Source organism: Streptomyces sp. CA-249302, assembly GCF_050936785.1.
Taxonomy (GTDB): Bacteria; Actinomycetota; Actinomycetes; order Streptomycetales; family Streptomycetaceae; genus Streptomyces.
This window is the reverse complement of the sequence record NZ_JBNJMG010000001.1, coordinates 5,660,904-5,676,982: the sequence shown is the minus strand read 5'-3', so window position 1 is coordinate 5,676,982 and position 16,079 is coordinate 5,660,904. Positions and strand designations below refer to the sequence as shown.

Here is a 16,079-nt window from a genome sequence, read left to right as displayed (position 1 = left end):
GGAGGAGACGGGAGTTGACCGAGGACGGCGCCTGGGCGCGGCTGTTGGCGGACGTGGCGCGGAGCGGACGGCGGCTGCGGCGCGAGGAGTTGGAGGCACTGCGCGCGTACGGAGACCGGGCCGCCGAGGAGGGGCGGGGGCTCGGCGAGCTGGTCGACGAGCGGCTCGCCGAGACCGGCCGGGTCTGGGAGGGGCAGCCGGTCGACGCCTCGTCGATGGCGGCGCTGCGGGCGGCGGTGGCCGCGCTCGCCGCGGGGCACGGGCGGGCGTACCGGGAGCGGCTGCACCGGGAGGAGACCGGGCGGCGGGAGTTCGTCGCGGACCTGCTGAGCAGCCGCAGCGACCTGGGCCGGCTGGCCGAGCACGCCGAGCGCTTCGGGCTCAACCTGGCCTGCGCGCATGTCGTCGCGGTCGCCGAGGGCGACGGCTACGACCCGGAGGATCCCTCGGTACGGGCGCTGGAGCGGCGGCTGCTCGGGCGGTTCGGCGAGCAGGAGATCCTGCTGGCGGTGAAGCACGGGCGGCTGGTGTGCATCGTGCCGTCGGGGCCGGGCGAGGACGCGGCGGTCAAGGCGTTCGCGGAGCTGACGCAGGGCCGCCGGGTCGTCGTGGGCCGTCCGCACGGCGGGCCCGGCGGGGTCGTCCACTCCTACGAGGAGGCCCGCACCGCGCTGGACCAGGCGGCCCAACTCGGGCTGCCCGGACCGCTGTTGCGCGCCGCCGACCTGCTGGTCCTGCCGGTGCTGCTGCGGGACCGGGAGGCCCTCGCCGAGCTGGTGCGCGGGGTGCTCGGCCCGCTGCGGACGGCCCGCGGCGGGGCCGGTCCGCTGCTGGAGACGCTGACCGCGTACGCCGATTCGCGCTACGTCGCCGCGGAGGCCGCCCGGCGACTGGGGCTGAGCGTGCGCGCGCTGGCCTACCGCATCGCACACGTCGTACGGCTGACGGGTCTCGATCCGGACGACGCACTCCAGCGCTACACCCTGGAGACGGCGGTGTTCGGCGCGCGGCTGCTGGGGTGGCCGGAGGAGACGTAGGCGGTGCGCAACTCGCCCCACCGGGCCGCCTGTTCGGGTGTGCTACGGCTGCGGAGCCGGGCGAGCTTCAGCAGGTTGGCCTCGGCCGCACTGCCCAGGGTCTGCGCCTCGGCGAGGTAGTGGTCGTCGAGCAGGGTCTCGACCTCGGCCTCGCTCTGCACGGGGTCGATCCGGGCGGCGAGCTGCGCCATGGTGCGGTACGAGCCCTGGAGCAGGAACGGCGGTTCGAGGCGGTCGGTGTCCTCCTGGGCGGCGGAGGCGATGTAGGCGCGGTTGACGGCGAGGACCGTCCGCTGGACGGCGCGCAGATGGGTGAGGGTGGCCAGCACCCGGTCCAACTCCCCTACTGGATGGGAGAGTTGGTCGGCCTGTGCCGCCGGGTCGCCGTCGGCGAGGGCGACCAGCAGGCGCAGGTCGGCCGGGTCGGCTCCGGCGAGCGGGGCGAGGACGGGGTTGGCGGCGAGGGCGTTCTCCAGGAAGGAGAGCGCGAACAGGTCCTCGTGACCGCCGAGCACCTCGCCGAGGTTCCAGACGTCGGCCCGGTTGGCGAGCATGTCGGGGATCCGGAAGCGCCGCCCGTTCGCGGTGTACGGGTTTCCCGCGAGGCAGACCGCGAAGCGGCGCCCGCGCAGGTCGAAGCTGCGGGCGACACCGTCGCCGACGGCCTCGATCCGGCGCTGGGCGTCGCACAACGGGATGAATTTCTGGAGGAGTTCGGCGGAGACGTGCTGGATGTCGTCCAGGTACAGCAGGACGTTGCTGCCCGCCTCCAGTGCGAACACGATCTTCTCGACCTCGCGCCGGGCCGCGGCGTCGGGGGCTCGGTCGGGGTCGAGCGAGGTGGTGCCGGTGCCGAGCGCGGGGCCGTCGACCCGGACCATGAGCAGTCCGAGCCGGTCGGCGACGTACTCGAGGAGGGTCGTCTTGCCGTACCCGGGCGGGGAGAGGAGCAGCAGCAGACCGCTGCGGTCGGCGGGGCCGGCGGGGTCGAGGGTGCCGAGCTGCTTGGCCAGGTTGTCGCCGACGAGGGGCAGGTAGACCTGGTCGATGAGCTGGTTGCGGACGAACCCGGCGAGCGGGCGGGGCCGGTGGTCGTCCAGCCGCAGCCGGGCCCGCTCGGCGGCCAGCACGTCCGCACGCCGCCGCTGGAATGCACGGAAGGCAGGGGCTCGCTCCTCCCTGAACTCCCTTGCCTTGTACGGCAGTTCGTCGATACGCACGGCCAACCGGCCACCGTGGACTCGCGGGTGGACGCCGAGGAGGCCGTCGACGGTCTCGGCGACGGACCCGGTGATCTCGTAACGCGGCAGGTCGGGCGCGCACAGCTGGGCCACCGCCTCCGGCACACCCTCCCCCTCCCCGTGCGCGTCGGCGTACGACCCCAGCCAGGCGGCGGCGAGTTGGCGGCGCGCGGGGAGGTCGGCGCCGAGGGCGTCCAGGTCCGCGGTGAGGGCGGGCGCGGCGTCCGTGTGACGGAAGCCGTCGAGGAGGGTGCGTACGGCGGTGCCGGTGGCGAACCCCTCGTGGGGATCGGCGAGTTCGGCCGCCAGGTACTCCCCCGCACGTGCCGCCGGCGGCAGCCCGGCGGAGGCGGTGAACTCGCCCACCGCGTACGCGAGTTCCGCCGCCAGCTCGGACCAGGCGGACGCGGCACCGGCGGGCCCGAACCGGGCGCGGGCCCGCGCCAGGGATCGGGCCCGGCGCTGCCAGGCTGCCCGCCGGGCGTCGGTCGTGGCGTGCGCCCAGAACAGCTGGGCGGTGGCGCGGACTTCGGCGGGGTGCTCAAGAAGCCCGGCCCCGGCCCGCAGCCGCAGCAGCGCGCCGAGGATGGCGGTGGCGTCGTGATCGTGGACGCCTCGCTCGTACCCCTCGTCGTAGGCGCTCTCGGCGGCTCGCCGGACCTGGTCGAGCAACTGCTCCTCGTCGGTGACCGCGGGGAGCAGGGAAGCGGCCAGGTACTCGGCACGGTAGAGCGTCGGTGACTCGCTGACCAGCGGCTGCGTCCAGAACTCGCGTCCGGCCAGCAGCTCGGGGAGGTGGGCGGACCGGCGGTATCCCGTGCCGGTGACGGCGAAGGCGAGGCCGTCCCCGTCCGGCTGGAGGGTGAGTTCCACCGGTTCGCGACGGACGGCGAACCGGTGCCGTCCCAGCCGTACGGCGGCCCCGCCGTCCTCGGTCAGATCGGCCCGGTCGCGCAGCTCGCGCAGGGCGGTGCGGACGGCGTCGAGCAGACCGTCCTCCAACTCCTGGGCGCGCACCTGGTCGTCGAGACCGCGCAGCTCCCCGGCGGCGGCCCGGACACGCAGCGCCATCGGGTCGGCGGCCTGCGCCGCGTGGATGTCGGCCGCCGAACCGAGCCCGGCGAGCCGGCGGCGCAGCGCCTCCAGGGCCCGTAGCGCGGAGGCGGCGACGCGCTCGGCGCGGGCGGCGGCCTCGTCCAGCAGGGTCTGGCGGCGGGCGGCGAACGCCTGCTGGATCTCCTCGCGGCGCAGGGCCAGGTCGGCGGCGAGGTCCTCGGCCTCGGCGAAACGGGCCTCCAGCGCGTCCAACCGCAGCAGCAGCCGGGCGAGTTGGTCGTCGCAGGCGCCCGGGGAGTCGGCGGCGGCCAGGGCGGCGGTCGTCGCCTGGGCCAGCAGGGCCGACTCGGCGGCGTGGGCGGCGCGGTGCTCGGCGTCCAGCAGGACCCGGCGGCGGCCCGCGAGCACCGCGCGGGCGCGGTTGACCGCGGCCAGGACCTCGCCGATGGCCAGCAGCACGGCCGTGGTCGCGCTCGGATCGGCGGTGACCGTGCCGGTGACCAGGTCGGTGACGGTGGCCAGGGCGTCCGCCTGCTCGGTGAGCCCGTCGGCCAGCCGCTCGGCCTCGGCGGCGGTGGCCACCGACCCGGCGTCCTCGGCGACGCGCACGGCGGCGGCGAGCGGAGCGGCGAAGGCGTCGGGACCGGCGAAGAACGCGAAGGCCCGCTCGGTCGCCGCGGCGAGCTCGTCGGCGAGGTCGGCCTCGACCCGGTCCAGCGCGGCCGGGTCGAGCTGGGGCAGTTCACGCAGGGTGCGGGTACGGCCCTGGGCGCGGCGGAGTTCGGCGAGCAGCGCGGTCCAGGCGTCCGCGTCGGCGGGCGGTTCGCCACGGGACCGGCGTACCAGCCCCGCGGCCTCCTCGCGCGCCCGGTCCAGCTCCTCGGCCGCCCGGGCGGCGAGCTGCCGGATCCTGCCCTGCTCGGCGGCCAACTGGTCGGCGGCTTCCCGGAGTTCGGCGAGCGGTTCGAGCAGGCCGGTGTCGGCGAGCCAGTAGTGGCGGTCCGCCGCCTTGGCGCAGATGTCGAGGATCAGCTCCGGTGCGGCCGTGGCCTGGTTCTCGGGCGCGGCGGCGGCCGCCGTACGCACGACATCGAGGCACTCGGCGATCCCGCGCACCAGGTCGGCGTTGCCGATCCGCTCCAGCGGGCCGTCGCCGACCGGCTGCGCTGCGGCGTACTCGGCGGACTGGAACGGCGTGTGCCACACCTGGAGTTCGTGCGTGCGCACCGGCTCGCGGTCGGGTTTCAGCAGTACGAGGGTGCCGTCGGGGAGGAGCGTGTGCGCGGCCGCGTGCAGGGCGCCGGCGGCCTCCCGGCGGACGGTGTTCCACGGGAGGAGCAGCACCTGGGCGCGGCCCGGGCGGCGCAGGACATAGAGGAGGTCCTCGCCGTTGGGGGCGGGGAGTACGGCGTCGAAGCGCAGGCCGTCGGCGGCGGTGTCGCCGTCGCCGTCGATGCGGAAGGCGCGGTGGGTGCCGTCCGCGAGTTCGTAGCCGCCGGGGAAGATCAGGCCCTGCTCGGCGGGGAGCAGCCGGGCGCCGCGGGCGAGCGAGTCGTGGCGGCGGACCGAGCCGGTGCGGGTGTTGACGACCAGATGGCGGTCGGTGGGTTCGTTGTAGGGGCGGATGCGGAGGAGCAGGAGGGGGCCGGTGGTCGCGTGGGCGACCGTGGCGTCGGCGAGGCTCTGGAGTGGCTCGTCGACGGGTTCCCGGAAGAGGGGGCGGTTGCCGGGTTCCGCGTGGACGGTGAGGTTGCCTCCGGTGGTGGCGACGGAGATCTTGCCCTCGCCGGCCTCGATCAGGATCCGGCCGTCGGCGTGGTTCTCGCGGCCGGTCGTCTTCCAGGGGAGTTCGGTGGCGGACGGCTGGGGGAGGTCGCGTTCGCCGTGGTTGCCCAGGTATTCGGCGCGGTCCTCGCCCAACTGCCAGCTCAGGACGCGTAGATCACCGTCGTTCTCGCCTGTACGGAAGACGGCGAGGAGGCGGTTCGCGGGGGTGCGGAGGAGGTCGGTGAGGTGGGCGTCCCGGTAGTAGCGGAGGAGTTCGGTCAGGTCGCGGTGGAAGCGGTCGTCGTCGAGGAGGCCGGGGACTTCGTCCGGGGCGAGGGGTGAGCCGTCGAGGGTGTGCAGGGACAGGGGGGTGGGGGCCGACGTCCCCAGGAGGAGGACGTCGGGGTTCACCGCGACGATTCCGCGGGCGATGCCTTCGGCGGCTGTGCGGGGCTTTGTGGAGCCGGTGAGCTTCAGTGGGCGTGAGCCGAAGGTCTGCTGGCGGCGGGTGTTCAACTCGGTTGTGCGGCGGGCGAGTTCCGCGGCCCGGTCGGAGAGGCGGGTCCGCAGGATTTGGTAGGTGCCGGTCTCGACGCCCATGTTTGCTCCTTTGTTGTCTGCGGCGCCGTCGTGGCTGGTCGCGCTCACGCGGCGGTAGCCGCAGATTCAATACAGCCCCGCGCCCCTGACGGGGCGCTGAGCCTCGCCCTTACTTCGTAGTGCCGTTGGCGAGCTGTATCGGGTCGCCGTTCGTCTGGCCGTTCAGGAGCTTCATCAGGAGGGCCAGGTTCCAGGGGCCGCCCGCCGCGAGCCCGCGCAGCACCTCCGTCGCGTCGTCGCTGAAGCTCTTCTCACCGTTCAGCCACTCCGCGGCCAGTGCTTGTACCGTCTCCGAGCCCTGGACCGCTCCGTCGATCGACTTGCCGAAGGACACGGCACCCACCAGGCGTTCCAGGAACACGCTGTCGCCGCCCACGATGTCGATGTCCGCGCTCTCCAGGCCGGCGGCCAGCACCGACGCCTGGGCCTCGGCGACCGTGCGCTGGACCTCCAGGGCGGCCATCCGGACCTCCTTGTCGGCGGCCAGGCGCAGGCGGAACTCCTCGTGGGACCGGGAGACCTCGTCCAGTGCGGCCATCGCCGCCGCCTTCTCCTTGAGGCCGGCGGCCTCCCCCAGGAGGCGTTCGCGGATGCCGGCCGCCTCGGCGTTCGCCTTGCTCTCGGCGACCGCGGCCTCGGCCAGGCCGACCTTCTCGATGGCGGCCGCCTTCTCCTTCAGGCCGGCCGCCTCGCCCTCCAGGCGGGCCCGTACGCCGGCCGCCTCGGCCAGCGCCTGGCGCTCCGCGACCTCGGCCTGTGCCAGACCGGCCGCACCGGCCATGGCGCGCTCGCCCTCCGCCCGGCGTACCTTGGCGGCGGCCTCCAGCTCGGCGCTCTTCTGCCCGGCCTCGGCCAGCACCAGCTGTTCCTTCGCCCGCAGATGCGCGGCCTGTTCGGCGGCCTCGGCCGCCTTGATGTCCTTGACCAGCTGCTCCTGCGCCTCCGCCTCGGCGGTGATGATGACCGCCTGCCGGCTGCGCTCGGCCTCCTGGACGACCCGGACCCGCTTGATCTCCTCCTCCTGCTCCGCGACCGTACGCTCGACGGCGACCCGCTCGCGTACGACGTCGGCCACGCCCCGGCGCTCGACCTCGACCTGCTTCTCCTTCTCGGCGCGGGCGAGTTCGACCTCCCGCTCCCGGTTGACGACCTCCAACAGCCGGTCCTTCTCGATGCGTTCGCCCTCCACCGCGAGGACCCGCTCCCGGTTCTTCTCGGCGACCGCGATCTCCCGCTGCTGGTTCTCCCGCTGGACGCCGAGGAGTTCCTCGGTGCGCAGCAGCGCGCTGTGCGCCTTGAGCCGCTCCTCCTCCTGGACCTGCGCGGTGGCCGCCTCCTCCTGGGCGCGCAGGGTCTCGATGCCCTTCCGCTGCCGGATCTCCGCCTCCGCGCGCCGCCGTTCCAGCTCCAGTACGGCCTCGCGGGCGTCCACGTCCTGGCGGGTGATCTCCATCTCCTCGTTGCGCTGGAAGTCGTTGGTGCGGATGTGCTCCAGCGCGGTGAGCTCGGTGATCTTCCGGATGCCCTGGGCGTCCAGGATGTTGGTCGCGTCGAGCTGCCCCAGCGGGGTCTGTTCGAGGTGGTCGATCGCCGCGTCCTCGAGGTGGTAGCCGTTCAGGTCGGTGCCGATGGCGGCGACGATGCGGTCCCTGAACTCCTCGCGCTTGGTGTAGAGGTCGGCGAAGTCGAGCTGCTTGCCGACCGTCCGCAGCGCCTCGGCGAACTTCGCGCTGAACAGGTTCTGGAGGGTCTCCTGGTGGCTGGCCCGCTCGGTGCCGATCGCCTGGGCCACCTTGACGACGTCCTCCACCGTCTTGTTGACCCGGACGAAGAAGGTGATCTGGATGTCGGCGCGGATGTTGTCCCGGCAGATCATGCCCTCGCGGCCGGTCCGGGTGATCTCGATGGTCTTCACCGAGATGTCCATGACCTCCGCGCGGTGCAGCATGGGCAGCACCAGGGCCCCGGTGAAGGTGACGTCGACGCTCTTGGGCCTGGAGACGATCAGGGCCTCGCCCTGGACCACCTTGCGGAACAGCCGGCCGAAGAGCAGCAGCGTGCCCAGGCCGATGAGCAGCAGGACGGCGACGAGCACACCGATTCCGATGGTGACGACAGACATGGCGGTTCCCTTGGAAGACCTTGCCGTGGATGAGGAGTTGGGACGGACGGGACTACGCGGGCGCGGTCACCCGGTGGCCGGCGGGGCGGGCATGACCCAGAAGAACTCGCCCTCGGCGTCGTAGTCGTAGATGAGTGCGGACGCCCCGGCGCGCAGTACGCCACCCGGTCCGGCCACGTCGTCGTGGCTCTGGCGTACCTGGATCGTCGCGGCGGAGCCGTCGACGGCGTGCACCTCGGCCTGCCCGAAGTCGGGGCCGACCCGGCCGGTGCGGATGACGCAGCCGAGACCGACGAAGTCGCGGCGCGAGGGCGGCGGGGCGGGAGCGGGCGTGAGCCGCCGCAACGGCCAGGCGAGCACGCGCGCTCCCGCCCATCCGCCGACCAGCGCGACCGGCAGCAGGACCCCGTGATCCCCACTGCCGAGCAGCACCCGGCCGGTCAGCGCGGTGAACCAGGCTAAGGCCACCACCAGCGACACCGCCACGGTGACCGGCACTCCCCCGAGTCCCAGCACCCGCTGCAAGGGCAGCCGCCCGTGCCGCCCACCGCCGTGTCCGTGCCCGTGCCCTTGTGCGTGGCCGTGGCCGTGACCGTGGTGTCCTGCACCGGGCCCATGGCCGTGGTGTCCCCCGCGCGCCCCGTGGAAGTGGGCGCCCCCGAGGAGCACCAACAGCCAGTAGGCGGCCACCACGACGAGCGCGAAGGTGAAGACCACGGTCGGATACGCCGTGACCGCCCCCAGAAAGTCCCCCACCTTGCTCGCCCGCCCCCCGCATCCCCCGAACGGCCACGCTTCGTGTGCCGCACGCGCAAGGGTGACACCGCGGCAACGGCCGCGCACTGCATGATCCCGGAAGTCTCGACGGCCCCTTCATGTCCCGGATCAGCTCACACGGACGACCGCCCGCCCACCGCCGCGGGCATACGTGCGCCCTGCCCGCGGACTCGGTGAAGTCGCGGGCAGGGCGGGGGTGTTCGGCCACTCAGCTGTTGAGCGCGGATTCCACCAGAGAGGCGGCGGCCTTCATGCCGGCCTCGTTCGGGTGGTACGAGGTGCGGCCCGAGGCCGGCTTGTACTTCTCCACCCACGGGACGGCCGCGCAGGCGTCGTGGCCGTGGCTGGCGGTGGCCATGCGGACCAGGGTCGCCCCCGTGGCGTTCGCGGCGTCGATACCGGCCTGCGACAGGCGGGTGGCGACGGTGCGCTCGAATATCCGCTGGTCGGCGGTGAGCGGTACGCCGTCGCAGCCGCCGGTGTCGGGCAGCAGGGTGGAGTAGCTCACCAGGAGGACGCGGGCCTGCGGGGCCCTGGCGTGGACGGCGTTCACGACGTTCTCGATCCGCTGGGTCACCGCACCGAGGGCGTTGTTCATCGCCGTCCGGTCCACGGTGCCGCAGTTGGTGCCACCGCTGTTCTGGCAGGAGTACGTGACCATGCTGCCCAGGTAGTTGACGTCGTTGCCGCCGATGGTGATCGTGACCAGGTCGGTCGCGCTGGTCACGGCGTTGATCTGCGGCGGCTGCGAACCCTGGTTGGTGGTGAGGATGTTGGCCGTCGTGGCGCCGCTGCAGGTGACGTCCGTGAGCTTCGCCCCGGTGTCGCGGGCGACGATGCTCGCGTAGTTGTTGCTCGACCGCATGCACGCGGCGGCCCCGCTGCCGGCCTGCACCGGCGGAATGCTCGGACCCGCGGCGAACGAGCTGCCCATCGCGACGTAGTCGAGCCCGGCGGCCGTGACCGAGGCGGTCCCCGCCGCCGCGCTCTTCGTGGTCACCGAGTCGGCGGCCAGGCCCAGTCGGGCCTTCGACCGCCCGCTGTCGCCGCCGTCCGCCGTGGCGCTCCCGCCGCAGGCCGTGAGGGTGAGGGCACCGACCACCAGGGCCGCGCAGGCCATCAGGGCGTTCCGTCGGGTCTTGTCCGCTGCCACAGGCTTCTCCTGACTTCTGTCTTCGTGACTTCTGTCTTCGTGACTTCTGTCTTCGTGACTTCTGTCGTCGTGGTTCATGAGGTGTGGTCCGCTCCGGCGCTGTTGAAGAAGAGCACGCGGTGACGCATGTGGCTCCTGGTGAGACCAGGTGATGGCCATTGCGTGACAGGACCTGGACATCCGGAGCGAGATGGTCTTTCAGACCGCGTGGCCGCGGCGGAGAACCCCCGCCTCCGCCGCCGCGTGGCCCGTGGTGCCCAGGACGATGACCTGGAAGGCCGCGCCGAGGTAGGCGGTGACGAAGCGGGAGATCCTGCGAGTGCTGCTGCGCATGGTGGTTGCCTGCCTTCCAGGGTCGTGAGGTGGGTGTCACCAGTTGGTGGCGTCGCTCATCTCCTGCTGCCAGTAGGTGACCTTGATCGAGTCGTCGATGTAGACGCCCTTGGCGGGCAGCGACGGGTGGGCGGCCTGGCCGACGCTCCCGCTCATGGAGCGGCCCGAGAACCAGACGTTCAGCGACTTCGCGGTGTAACCGCCCTCCGCGCTGCCGTCGGTGGCGGACAGACTGATCGCCGCGTACCCGGACTGACCCGGCTCCAGGGTGACGACCGCCTGGGGCTGCGACTCGGCGATCACCGGCGGCTCGGCCTGGGCATCGGTGAACTGGACGGCCGGGTAGCCGTACAGGAAGCAGGTCTTGCTGCCGGTGTTGGTCACCGTCAGCAGCATGTGATTCACCGGCCGGGTCAACGGGGCGGCGACCGTCTTGGTGTTGGACCCCTCGCAGGTGACCGTCTTCTCCGCCGAGCCGGCCGCCTGCGACGCGGAGGCGCCGCCGCCGGGCTTCGAACCGGCGGTGGTGGACCCGGCGGTGGACGTGCCGCCCGAGGAGCCCGTGGAAGCCGTGGCCGTGGAACCGGCACTCGGGGTCGGGGTCGCTGTCGCGTCGGACGAAGAGCTGATGGACGCGCTCGCCGCCGCGCCCTCGTCGTTGGTGCCCGTTCCGTCGTTGCACGCGGTCAGGGACAGCGCGGCGAGAACGGTGGTCGCGGCGGCGGCGACGAGACGGGTGCGGGAGGTACGGAACTTGGACATGTTGACGAGCCCCTTCGGTGTTCGGGTGGCGGTGCTGACTGGATGACCGAAGCTTGTGGGGCGATCCGTCCCAACCACCACGTCCAGCCGGGTGTTGGGGACACTGGAACACCGAAACGGCCTCTGACCAGGGCGAACACGAGGGGCCTGGAACGGGCGGATGGGACGCGGGAGTGGAAGCGAGGGCGTGTCAGAGCGGCAGGCCGTCGGGCAGGACCCGGAATGCCTTGTGGTGGCCCAACGGGCGTACGGCACGGAAGTCGCGTCGGTCGAGGGCGAGGATCGCGTCCGTGTCGTAGTCCGCGGCGAGTGCCACGTTCACCGCGTCGGCGAGGTCCAGCGCGCAGCTCTTCGAGTCTCCGCGGCACGCCTGGCAGCAGACCCTCGCCGAGAACCGAGCCCGAACACGTCGTACGCCACCGCCGGCGGCCGGGGGACGTCGCCCTCACCGTCCGCCAGACGGTGCCGGCGCCGTCACGCGTCGGGTGTCACGCCCAGGTCGGTGAGCAGGGTGCGGACGCGGTTCTCGATCTCGTCGCGGATGGGGCGTACGGCGTCGACGCCCTGCCCGGCCGGGTCGTCCAGCTTCCAGTCCAGGTACGTCTTGCCGGGGAAGACCGGGCAGCTGTCGCCGCAGCCCATGGTGATCACGACGTCGGACGTCCGGACGGCCTCGACGGTCAGGATCTTCGGGGTCTCGGCGGAGATGTCGATACCCGCCTCGTGCATCGCCTCGACGACGGCGGGGTTGACCGTGGCGGCGGGGGCCGAGCCGGCCGAGCGGACCTCCACCGCGTCCGGGGCGAGGTGGGTGAGGAAGGCGGCGGCCATCTGGGAGCGGCCGGCGTTGTGGACGCAGACGAAGAGGACGGAGGGGACGGAGGGGCGGCCTGCGGCGGGCGTGCTGCTCATGGTGATGTCTTTTCCTGGACGGTGGATCAGGGGACGGTGGATCAGGGGACGGCCGGGACGGGGGCGGCCGGTTCGGACTCGGCTTGCGTGGCCGGGGTCTCGTCCCGTGCGGCCGCCGGTCGTCCGAACAGCGCTGCCACCAGCGCCAGTCCGACCACCGCGCCGAGAACCTGTGCGGCCACGAACGGAGCGACCGAGCCGGGCGCGATACCGGCGAACGTGTCCGTGAAGGCACGGCCGATCGTCACCGCCGGGTTCGCGAACGAGGTCGAGGACGTGAACCAGTACGCCGCCCCGATGTACGACGCCACCGCGACCGGGGCGAGCTGGGCGCGGCCGACCCGGCCCAGGCCGAGGATCAGGAGGATCAGACCGGCGGTGGCGACGACCTCGCCCAGCAACAGGTGACCGGCCGAGCGGTCGTGCGTGGACCACCGGACCAGCGGCTCGCCGAACATGGCGTCGGCCAGGACCGCACCGGCCACCGCTCCCGCGATCTGGGCAGAGACGTACGCGGCCACGTCCCGCGCGGTCGGCCCATCGCCTGCGCGGCGGCCGGTGAACCAGGCCGCCAGCGTCACCGCCGGGTTGAAGTGGGCGCCGGAGACGGGCCCGAGCAGCACGATGAGCACGCCCAGGCCGAAGACGGTGGCCAGGGAGTTGGCGAGCAGTTGGACGCCGACGTCCCGTGAGAGTTCGGTGGCCTGGATGCCCGAGCCGACCACCACCGCGACCAGCGCCGCCGACCCCACCGCCTCGGCCAGCGCGCGCCGGCCCAGCGAGGCGCTCACGCGGGAGCTCCGACGGCCGCCGACGGCTTGAGGAAGCCGGCGAGCTGGTCGAGGGCCGCGGGGAGCGCCCAGTAGTAGACCCAGGTGCCGCGGCGCTCGCAGTCGATGAGGCCGGCCTGGCGCAGCAGCTTGAGGTGGTGGGAGATCGTCGGCTGGGACAGCTCGAAGGCCGGGGTCAGCTCACAGACGCACACCTCGCCGCCCTCGCCGCGCGAGGCGATCATCGACAGCAGCCGCAGCCGGACCGGGTCGCCCAGGGCCTTGAAGACCTTGGCCAGCTCCGCCGCCCGCTCGTCGTCGAGGGGCGCCGCGGCCACACCGGGGCAGCAGGCCGCCTCGGCGTCCTGGCCGAGCACCTCGAGCTCTTGTTTCGACATACCTCTATGTTGACGTCTATCGATACAAGGCGCAAGATTGCATCGACAGACTCCAATACAGCCAGTTCCAGGCAGCACAACAATGCCCCTTCACCCAGGAGTCAAGTGATGAGCGAGCAGTCCACAGAGCTACGCGAAACCGTTCGCCGGCGGTACGCCGCCGCAGCCCGCGAGATCGCCCAGGGCGGCACCGCCTGCTGCGGCGAACCGGCCACCGCCTCCCTCGGCTGCGGCAACCCCACCGCCGTGGCCGAACTCCGCGAGGGCGAGCGCGTCCTCGACCTGGGCTCCGGCGCCGGCCTCGACGTCCTGCTCTCCGCCCGCCGCGTCGGCCCCACCGGGAAGGCGTACGGCCTCGACATGACCGACGAGATGCTCGAACTCGCCCTGGCCAACGCGCGGAAGGCCGGCGCGACGAACGTCGAGTTCCTCAAGGGGACCATCGAGGCCGTCCCCCTCCCCGCCGGCACCGTCGACGTCGTCATCTCCAACTGCGTGATCAACCTGTCCGTCGACAAGCCCGCCGTCTTCGCCGAGACCTACCGCGTCCTCAGGCCCGGCGGCCGTATCGGCGTCTCGGACATCGTCGCCGACGACACCCTCACTCCCGGGCAGCGCGCGGAACGCGGTGACTACGTCGGCTGCATCGCCGGCGCGCTGTCCTTCGCCGAGTACCGGGAGGGTCTGGAGGCGGCCGGATTCACCGACGTCGAGGTGATCCCCACGCACTCCGTCGCCGACGGCATGCACTCGGCCACCGTCCGTGCCACCAAGCCAGCGTCCCCCGGGCAGGCGGGGACTGCCTGAGGGGCCTCCGGTTCCGCTGCCGGGGCGGGAGGTGCAAGCTGGGAGGGAGGCCGCTCGCCCGTCCCGGGTGCGAGCCCGGGTCTCGCCGTCTCGCGGTCTCGTCACTCCGAGTGGGCCCTTCCGGGCCCGGCAGGAGGGAAGCGCGATGACAGAGCAGGTCACCACCGGTACGCGCTGGCGCCTGACCGGTGACTGGTTCGACGTGTGCAAGTGCGCCATCCCGTGCCCCTGCACGTTTGCGCAGCCCCCGACCTACGGCGACTGCGAAGGCGTGCTGGTCTGGCACATCCGGGAGGGGAGTTACGGCGACGTACGGCTGGACGGTCTCAACGTCCTGATGCTCGGCTCCTTCGTCGGGAACCCGTGGGCCGGCACGCACACCGACCCGTACGCCGCGGTCTTCCTCGACGAGCGCGCCGACGAGCGGCAGCGGGGTGCGCTCGGGGCGATCTTCGGCGGTGAGGCGGGCGGCTGGCCGGCGGAGTTCGGGGAGATGTTCCACCCCGAGATGCGCGGCATGGACTTCGCGCCCGTCCACGTCGAGATCGACGAGGACCTCGGCGGCTGGCGGGCCGAGGTGCCCGGCCGGGTCACGGCCGCCGCGGAGGCGCTCACCGGCCCGACCACGCCGGACGGCGCCCGCGTCCAGGTCCTCAACGCCCCGGGCGCCGAGGTCGGCCCCGGCCAGGTCGCCACCTGGGGACGGGCCACCACGGACCGCGCGGACGCGTTCGGCTTCTCCTGGGAACGCTCGGGGAAGTCCAGCAAGCACTTCCCCTTCGACTGGAGCGGGCCCGACTAGGAAGGGCCGCCGGGAAGAGCCGCCGGGAAGGGGCGCCAGGCAGCGCCGCCTCACATGCCGCCCATCGCCGGCATCGACCCCTGCAGCCCCGGCAGCAGCCAGTCCTGGAACGGCGTCAGCGCGGCCAGCACGAGGAACGCGATGCCCACGGCCCGGCCGAGCAGCGGGCCGTGGGACCAGAGCTTCTCGACGAAGATCACCACGGCCAGTGCGGCCATCGCGGCAACGTTCATCACGCCGAGCGGGATCAGGACGACCATCAGTCCCGCGCAGCAGCCGACGCAGTAGGCGCCGTGGTGGATGCCGACCCGCAGGTCACGGGCCGGCGGCCGGAACCCGGCGTAACGCACCAGGTGGCTCATGGGGTCGCGGCAGTGCCGCAGGCAGACGTACTTGAGGGGGCCGAGCTGGTACAGGCCCGCGAGCAGGAAGGCCGCCGCGCCGATCCAGCGTCCCGCGGTCGGACGGTCGTCCACCAGGTTCCCGGTGAGGGCCAGGGCCGCGTAGGCGAGCAGTCCGAAGGCGGTCCACACCAGCAGATACCCGCCGACGAACTCGACGGTGCGCACGGTCCGGGTCCAGCCGGAGGACTGCCGGCCGATGCCCCGCGCCCAGGTGATGGCCACCGGCGCCATGGACGGCAGCATCATGGCCGCCATCATCGTCACCCACAGCAGCAGGAAGAGCGGGAGCGCCATCCCCATCGTGCCGGGCTCGACCCCCATGTCCCGGGCCTGCCCGATGGTCAGCGCCCAGGCGGGGACCGCGATCAGGACGATCAGGAACCAGGCGGCCGCGAGATCCCGGGCCGGCAGCAGCCCGCCACCCGCTCCGGTCGGCGCTGGCGACCGGGCGGACGCGAAGGCGGAAGTCCGGCTGTGACGCATCGGCGTGTACTCCTGCGACTCCTTCCAGCACAGCACGCATCACCCGGCGACGCTACCCGGGGGTCTGCCGTGGAACGCCCGTCGTGGAACGCGGGCTCAACCGCCGTTGAGCGGGCCGCCGATGGGGCGGACCGGCGCGCCTGGAAGCCCCCTGAGCGTCAGGACCGCGCACAGGGCCGCGAGCGGGAGTTCCGCGCCGACCGCCATGGCCAGGGCCGACACGAGGTCGCCGCCCGTCGCCGCCGTCGTCGTGTCGAACCAGGCGTCGGCGAGCAGGAGCACGGCGGTCGCCGAGGCCGCGAGGGTGTGCCGGGGGTCGCGCCGCAGGAACAACAGCCCCGTGGCGACCAGGCCGACGGCCTCCAGGCTGTCCAGTCCGACCCAGGTCAGGGATTCCTGGGCGGAGTTGACGACGTCCGCGAAGCCCGTGACCAGCACGACCAGCCAGGGCAGCAGGGCGAGGCCGCAGACGACGAGACCCCGGCCGATCCGCCGCCGGCTCCGCTCGTCCATGACGGACGCGCCACTGGTGGGCACGCCGGCACGGGGCGGGAGTTCGAGGACGGTCATGAGGCGGTCTCCTGGTCGGCGCCCGGAGCGGGCGAGAACGCCATCGTCCCTTCACGGTCTGAGCGTCCCCTGTGAGCCCCATGAG

14 protein-coding genes and 1 pseudogene are annotated in these 16,079 nt (G+C 73.0%); 3 read left to right on the top strand and 12 right to left on the bottom strand.

Translation table 11 applies throughout. From position 1 onward, the window contains the following. The first annotated feature begins 14 nt into the window (after positions 1–14). Positions 15–1,037, top strand: a complete 1,023-nt coding sequence (locus tag ACQEWB_RS25545; protein WP_432834787.1) for a PucR family transcriptional regulator — start codon at positions 15–17, stop codon at positions 1,035–1,037. Here the strand turns inward: ACQEWB_RS25545 and ACQEWB_RS25540 are convergent. The 10 genes and pseudogenes from ACQEWB_RS25540 to ACQEWB_RS25495 form a co-directional block, all read right to left on the bottom strand. Then, complete coding sequence (locus ACQEWB_RS25540) at positions 977–5,701, bottom strand: DNA repair ATPase (protein ID WP_432834786.1); 4,725 nt, start codon at positions 5,699–5,701, stop codon at positions 977–979. The genes ACQEWB_RS25545 and ACQEWB_RS25540 overlap by 61 nt on opposite strands. 109 nt (positions 5,702–5,810) lie before the next feature. Continuing rightward, a complete protein-coding gene (locus ACQEWB_RS25535) occupies positions 5,811–7,823 on the bottom strand; it encodes a flotillin family protein (RefSeq protein WP_432834785.1) in 2,013 nt (670 codons plus the stop codon). A gap of 66 nt (positions 7,824–7,889) precedes the next feature. Further along, on the bottom strand, positions 7,890–8,579 hold the full coding sequence (locus tag ACQEWB_RS25530) for a hypothetical protein (protein WP_432834784.1): 690 nt from the start codon (positions 8,577–8,579) through the stop codon (positions 7,890–7,892). A gap of 229 nt (positions 8,580–8,808) precedes the next feature. Next, positions 8,809–9,753, bottom strand: coding sequence for an SGNH/GDSL hydrolase family protein (locus ACQEWB_RS25525; protein ID WP_432834783.1), 945 nt, complete (start codon positions 9,751–9,753; stop codon positions 8,809–8,811). Positions 9,754–9,951: 198 nt separating this feature from the next. Continuing rightward, positions 9,952–10,086: a hypothetical protein gene (locus ACQEWB_RS25520; RefSeq protein WP_432834781.1), complete on the bottom strand. Its 135-nt coding sequence runs from the start codon at positions 10,084–10,086 to the stop codon at positions 9,952–9,954. 36 nt (positions 10,087–10,122) lie between these two features. After that, positions 10,123–10,848, bottom strand: a complete 726-nt coding sequence (locus ACQEWB_RS25515; RefSeq protein WP_432834779.1) for a DUF4232 domain-containing protein — start codon at positions 10,846–10,848, stop codon at positions 10,123–10,125. A 190-nt stretch (positions 10,849–11,038) separates the two neighbouring features. Beyond that, positions 11,039–11,191: pseudogene (locus ACQEWB_RS25510) on the bottom strand (VapC toxin family PIN domain ribonuclease); the annotation flags it as partial. A 131-nt stretch (positions 11,192–11,322) separates the two neighbouring features. Then, positions 11,323–11,760, bottom strand: coding sequence for an arsenate reductase ArsC (locus ACQEWB_RS25505; RefSeq protein WP_432834777.1), 438 nt, complete (start codon positions 11,758–11,760; stop codon positions 11,323–11,325). Positions 11,761–11,801: 41 nt separating this feature from the next. After that, positions 11,802–12,551 carry an aquaporin gene (locus tag ACQEWB_RS25500; protein WP_432834775.1) on the bottom strand — a complete coding sequence of 250 codons (750 nt, stop codon included), beginning with the start codon at positions 12,549–12,551 and terminating at the stop codon, positions 11,802–11,804. Then, a complete protein-coding gene (locus ACQEWB_RS25495; RefSeq protein ID WP_432834773.1) occupies positions 12,548–12,928 on the bottom strand; it encodes an ArsR/SmtB family transcription factor in 381 nt (126 codons plus the stop codon). The genes ACQEWB_RS25500 and ACQEWB_RS25495 overlap by 4 nt, the downstream gene beginning before the upstream one ends. Positions 12,929–13,036: 108 nt before the next feature. Here ACQEWB_RS25495 and arsM point away from each other — a divergent pair, with 108 nt between their 5' ends. Continuing rightward, complete coding sequence (gene arsM, locus ACQEWB_RS25490) at positions 13,037–13,735, top strand: arsenite methyltransferase (protein WP_432834771.1); 699 nt, start codon at positions 13,037–13,039, stop codon at positions 13,733–13,735. 145 nt (positions 13,736–13,880) lie between these two features. Next, positions 13,881–14,537, top strand: coding sequence for a DUF1326 domain-containing protein (locus ACQEWB_RS25485; RefSeq protein WP_432834769.1), 657 nt, complete (start codon positions 13,881–13,883; stop codon positions 14,535–14,537). A 50-nt stretch (positions 14,538–14,587) separates the two neighbouring features. Here the strand turns inward: ACQEWB_RS25485 and ACQEWB_RS25480 are convergent, their stop codons facing one another. Together ACQEWB_RS25480 and ACQEWB_RS25475 are read right to left on the bottom strand one after the other, a co-directional pair. Further along, the gene (locus ACQEWB_RS25480) at positions 14,588–15,424 is read right to left on the bottom strand and encodes a DUF2182 domain-containing protein (RefSeq protein ID WP_432834767.1); all 837 of its coding nucleotides are present in this window, start codon (positions 15,422–15,424) and stop codon (positions 14,588–14,590) included. A 96-nt stretch (positions 15,425–15,520) separates the two neighbouring features. Further along, entirely contained in the window at positions 15,521–15,994 is a 474-nt protein-coding gene (locus ACQEWB_RS25475; protein ID WP_432834765.1) for a hypothetical protein, read from the bottom strand. Between the last annotated feature and the right edge of the window lie 85 nt (positions 15,995–16,079).